The following is a 5,335-nucleotide window of genomic DNA, read 5'->3' as shown; positions in this document are numbered from 1 at the left end:
ATGCACTCATGTAGAGTTTTCTCATTCCTATGTTTTCTTAGTGTTAATAGCTTATTTTAAAATCGTGCAAATTTAATGTTTCCTGCTGAATAATATAATTCTATTTCATAGAGTTAATTTTTCATTGTTTATTCTTGTGCAAAAATATTCTACCATCACGACAAACCATGTCGTATTATATGAGAGATGCTTTTTTATTACTTTGGGTTGGAAAGTATTCAAAATAAGAAAACATTAAGTGTCTCCGTCCGTCCGTCAAAATATTCATCTATATCAATCCTTTCCTGCTAAGTACTTAGCTGAGATCTTCCATAAAAATATGGAGCTAAAAAATATATTCATAAACCTAACTCTATAATTAGCCAACCCTTAAATCCATTATCTTTTCATTAAAAAATCATAAACTTTTAAGATTTTCAAGACAATTTTTCTTTTAATCCATATATTTGCATACTATGGAATACAATACCCAAAAAACTCAGCTTAATATGCCAGAATATGGCAGAATTATACAACAATTGGTTGAGCGTTGCAAAGAGCTTGTTGACAGAAATGAAAGAAGCGAAATGGCGATGGCGATTATCGATTTTATGGGTCAAAGAAACCCACAACTTCGTGATGAAGACAATTATAAACATAAACTTTGGGATCATCTTTTTATTTTAGCAAACTATGATCTGGATGTAGACTCTCCATATCCATTTCCTACAAGGGAACAGTTGGCAGAGAAGCCCAAAACAATGGAATACCCTAAACTACAGGGAGATTTTAAATTTTACGGAAAAAGTATTCTTCAATTAATAGAGAAAGCAATAGAACTGGAACCCGGCGACGAAAAAGAAGCCCTGATTGAGGTTATTGCCAACAATATGAAGAAGTCTTATAATGTTTATAATAAGGAGCATGTTACAGATGATGTGATCTTCCGTCATTTGAAAGAGCTTTCGGAAAACAGGTTGGATCTTACCAATATAGAATCTTTAGAAAAAAGCAAGATCTATTACAGCACCAACAATAACCGAAACAACAATAACAGAAGCAACAGCAATAATAACAGAAACCAAAACCAGCCTAATAAAAGAAGGCACAACAATAATAACACTAACAACAGAAGTAACAACAATAACAGAAAGTAAATGAGTGGAACATTTCAAATAAGAGGAGGAAAAAGACTGCAAGGTGAAATTACTCCACAAGGAGCTAAAAATGAAGCTCTTCAAATTTTATGTGCAGTTTTATTAACTGATGAAGAGGTAAGAATTAAAAACATTCCGGATATTCATGATGTCAACAGATTGATTGAAATTCTTGGAGACTTCGGGGTAAAAGTGACTAAAAATGGTCACGGTGATTACACTTTCAAGGCTGATAAAGTAAACTTCGATTATATAAAATCCAACGAGTTCAAAAAAGACGGTGCCAAACTTCGTGGCTCTATCATGCTAATGGGACCTATGTTGGCAAGATACGGCGAAGCTTATATGCCAACTCCGGGTGGAGACAAGATCGGAAGAAGAAGATTAGACACTCACTTCCAAGGATTGGTAGAACTTGGTGCAGAATTTCATTATGACGAGGAAGAATATTTCTATTCATTAAAAGCTAAAGAACTTAGAGGAAAATTTATCCTTCTAGAAGAAGCTTCTGTAACCGGAACGGCCAATATCGTAATGGCAGCCGCTTTAGCAAAAGGAAAAACAAGAATTTATAACGCAGCATGCGAACCTTACCTTCAGCAACTATGCAAGATGCTGAACAGAATGGGTGCTAATATTTCAGGGATCGGTTCTAATTTAGTAACCATTGAAGGAGTAGATTACCTTCACGGAACTGAACACACGATGCTTCCTGACATGGTAGAAATCGGGTCTTGGATTGGTCTTGCGGCTATGACAAAATCTGAAATTACCATTAAAAATGTAAACTGGAATCAATTAGGTGTTATTCCTAATACCTTCAGAAAATTAGGAATTCAGCTTGAACAAAGCAATGACGATATTTATATTCCTGCTCAGGAAAACTATAAGATCCAGAAATTTATTGACGGATCTATTTTAACGATTTCTGATGCCCCTTGGCCAGGATTCACTCCAGATTTGTTATCTATTATTTTAGTAGTGGCAACTCAGGCTAAAGGAAGTATTCTGGTTCATCAAAAAATGTTTGAATCAAGATTATTCTTTGTTGATAAATTAATTGATATGGGCGCACAGATCATTCTTTGTGATCCGCACAGAGCAACTGTGATCGGTCTTAATCAGGAAGCTCCATTAAGAGGAACAACAATGGTTTCTCCAGATATCAGAGCCGGAAACGCCCTTCTTATTGCAGCGCTTTCTGCAGAAGGAAAATCGATTATCCACAACATCGAACAAATCGACAGAGGATATGAAAATATTGATGGAAGGCTGAAAGCGATCGGAGCTGACATCGAAAGAATTTAATATACTGAAAATTCAACATACAAAAAGCGTTCAAAATATTTTGAACGCTTTTTTATTTTTCTGAGAAGTTCGGATTACCAGCCGCCACCTCCGCCGCCGCCGCCGCCTCCACCGGAGAATCCACCACCACCTGAACCGCTGCTTGAGCTTGACGGTTGAGTAGATGCAGATTGTATGGAATGGGTAAGACTTGAATTCAGTACATTTCCAAAACTATAGTAATTGATGGCACTGCCAACATACCATGTGCTCACATATTCTGTTCCGTTTGCCATGTTTTTCAATACCTGGTCAAATTTCTTCCCCCAAATATCATCCACCCCCAACACCATTGCAAAAGGCAACAATGTTTCAAAAACCTGTGGCGTCATCTGAGGTGGATTATGAAATTTCAACTGCTCGTTTTCAGCAGCTCCCATATACATTTTGAAACCTTCAATTAAAGATTGTTTCCTCAACTTTTCTTCTGATGGTCTTTTAATTAAATATTGATAAATCATCAAGGAAGTAAATCCTAACATAACGAAAAAGTAACATACGCTGAAATTAATCAGTTCACTTCCGCTACTTCCAACTTTAATAAAACCAAAAAGTCCAATGAGAACAAAAAATGGAACTGGTATTAAAAATTTCCACGAAACTCGGTTGGATAAAAAGGCAACTACGCAGAATATCACTAAAGAAATAACATATACGAAGATCCCACCAATCAGTTTTTCTGGTTCCGGATCTATTTTAAAGCTTATGATTAATCCTAAAACATACACCATTGAAATCAACAATATTGGAACAATAAGCTTTCCATAATTATTGCCTTCATTTAACAATTGATCATACTGAAATTGCAATGCTCCTTTAAAGCTAGTAACTACATTTTCAATTTTTGAGTTGTATTGACCGTCAAATGTAATAGTTTCATTTCCTGTAAAAAGAGTATTCATTAAACTAATCTCTTCTTTTGGTAAAGACTGATCCGGTTCTTTTAATTTATTCAAGGTAAAAGTCTTAGTATTGAACAATCCTAAAATTCCAGAACTTTCGCCTTCGATAATTTTCAAATAACCTTTTACCGCAAGATTTACAATGGAAGCCGTTACCAATTTATTTTTTAAACTTTCATCCTTTATATAGCCCATAGAAGCTGGTGAAAGGTTTTCAGGAACATTGAATTGTGGATAAACTGTTGGTTTCTCAGGATCTACTCCATATTTTCTCCAAGTTGAATAGTAATAGAAAAGCAATCCTAGAAATATAATAATTCCACCCATCAGAACGCCATATTTCTCAATAGAAGTTGGCGGTGGTGGCGGAACCATAATTCCTTTTTGAAATCCGGCAGCAATTGTCAATCCTTCATTTGGACCTAAGTTAGTGGCAGACCATTCCATTGAATTGTCTGATAAGACTTTAGAACTGCAGTTTTGAGCATTATTTCCATAAGCTCCTGTATAACAAGAATTCTGAAGAATCTTTGCGCCTTCAGGAAGTGTTACCTTTGCAGAAATGCTGTCTACGGCAAAATCCCAAACCGTTCCGTTGACATTCCAATAAATCTCATCATACTTATCAAAAAATCCGATCTGATTTTCTGTTGTATATTTTATTTCATAATTGTAATTACCCGGACTTAGAATAACATCTTTCTTTCCTACATATATCTTCAGATAACCATCCCCGGTTTCTTCATGATAATCTTCCTCTACTCCATCTTTCTTTACAGAAATAATGTTATATCTTACTTTCTGAGTTTTGTTATTTAAATTTCTCGATAAAGGAAGCGCACGGTAAATTCCTCTTTTGATATTAATTCCGAGACTGTGTACTTTGATATCCTCCGTAACATTCAATGCAGATTTTTTATCAACAACAATATCAGAATGAAAAGAGAGAATGCGTTCAGCTCCTCCATCTTTTATACTATCTCCTTCCTGAGAAAAAGCCAGCGTGAAAGTCAGTACATAAAAAAGCAATAAAAACTTTTTCATCCCTTAAAATTTTACCGTTGGAACTTCTCTTTCTGCGGCATTTTCCAGTTCGAAGAATGGAGATTTTTGGAATTTGTACATATTAGCGATAATATTACTAGGAAAAGTTTCTACCAATGTATTGTTATCGCGAACAGTTCCGTTGTAATATCTTCTTGATTTTTCGATATCATTTTCTAAAGAAGTCAGTTCAGATTGCAATTGTTGGAAGTTAGCGTTTGCTTTTAAATCCGGATATTGTTCTGCTACAGCATATAAATTCATCATCGCCTGATTCAGGTTTTTCTCAGCTGCTTCTTTTGATTCTACAGAATTAGCACCTACCGCCTGAGCTCTTGCTCTTGTTACGCTGTCTAATGTTTCACGTTCGTGAGTAGCATACCCTTTTACTGTTTCTACCAAATTCGGGATAAGATCGTGACGCTTTTTAAGCATTACATCAATACTGCTCCACGCTTCCTGAACCAAATTTTTCAGTCTTACCAATCTGTTATAAATGGAAACTCCGTAAAGAAGAAAAATGACTACTAATGCGATTACAATAATTAGAATGATCATAGATTTTAATTTTAATTTAGTTTAAAAATACCCTTTTTTATATTATCATGTATAATATACTTTTTAACAAACAAAATCTTAACCACAAATTGAGAATAATCTCTTTTTAGTTGATGAATGATATTTGAATAAAATCAATAGACACAAAAAACATGAGTTATCTATTCGAAATTCAGCTAATTATAAAACAAATTTTGTATAATAAAATATTTCACTTCCGCTTAACACAAGAAGATTTTCAAAATCTATATACTCAACTTGTTTAAACTTTTATTTTAACCGCAAAAGTGACAAAAGATTAACAAATTAGTCACTTTAAGTTGAGCATTAGGCTACAAATAAGAGCAC

At 34.5% G+C, this 5,335-nt stretch carries 4 protein-coding genes; 2 read left to right on the top strand and 2 right to left on the bottom strand.

Annotated elements, in window-relative coordinates; genetic code table 11:
- The first annotated feature begins 455 nt into the window (after positions 1-455).
- On the top strand, positions 456-1,136 hold the full coding sequence (locus BUB80_RS22865; RefSeq protein WP_073298021.1) for a DUF4290 domain-containing protein: 681 nt from the start codon (positions 456-458) through the stop codon (positions 1,134-1,136).
- A complete protein-coding gene (gene murA, locus BUB80_RS22860) occupies positions 1,137-2,444 on the top strand; it encodes a UDP-N-acetylglucosamine 1-carboxyvinyltransferase (protein WP_054511839.1) in 1,308 nt (435 codons plus the stop codon).
- Positions 2,445-2,518: 74 nt separating this feature from the next.
- Here murA and BUB80_RS22855 read toward each other — a convergent pair whose 3' ends face one another.
- Both BUB80_RS22855 and BUB80_RS22850 read right to left on the bottom strand, forming a co-directional pair.
- On the bottom strand, positions 2,519-4,429 hold the full coding sequence (locus tag BUB80_RS22855; protein WP_073298019.1) for a DUF2207 domain-containing protein: 1,911 nt from the start codon (positions 4,427-4,429) through the stop codon (positions 2,519-2,521).
- Between the two features lie 3 nt (positions 4,430-4,432).
- Positions 4,433-4,987, bottom strand: coding sequence for a LemA family protein (locus BUB80_RS22850; RefSeq protein ID WP_054511837.1), 555 nt, complete (start codon positions 4,985-4,987; stop codon positions 4,433-4,435).
- Between the last annotated feature and the right edge of the window lie 348 nt (positions 4,988-5,335).

The sequence above is a fragment of the Chryseobacterium polytrichastri genome (genome assembly GCF_900142445.1).
GTDB lineage: Bacteria > Bacteroidota > Bacteroidia > Flavobacteriales > Weeksellaceae > Chryseobacterium > Chryseobacterium polytrichastri.
The sequence above is the reverse complement of the archived record's forward strand: the minus strand, read 5'-3'. Positions and strand labels throughout refer to the sequence as shown.

Excerpts from the sequence above, each read along its gene's own strand:
- BUB80_RS22850 (WP_054511837.1), bottom strand. The coding sequence starts at position 4,987 with ATGATCATTCTAATTATTGTAATCGCATTAGTAGTCATTTTTCTTCTT.
- BUB80_RS22865 (WP_073298021.1), top strand. The coding sequence starts at position 456 with ATGGAATACAATACCCAAAAAACTCAGCTTAATATGCCAGAATATGGC.
- murA (WP_054511839.1), top strand. The coding sequence starts at position 1,137 with ATGAGTGGAACATTTCAAATAAGAGGAGGAAAAAGACTGCAAGGTGAA.
- BUB80_RS22855 (WP_073298019.1), bottom strand. The coding sequence starts at position 4,429 with ATGAAAAAGTTTTTATTGCTTTTTTATGTACTGACTTTCACGCTGGCT.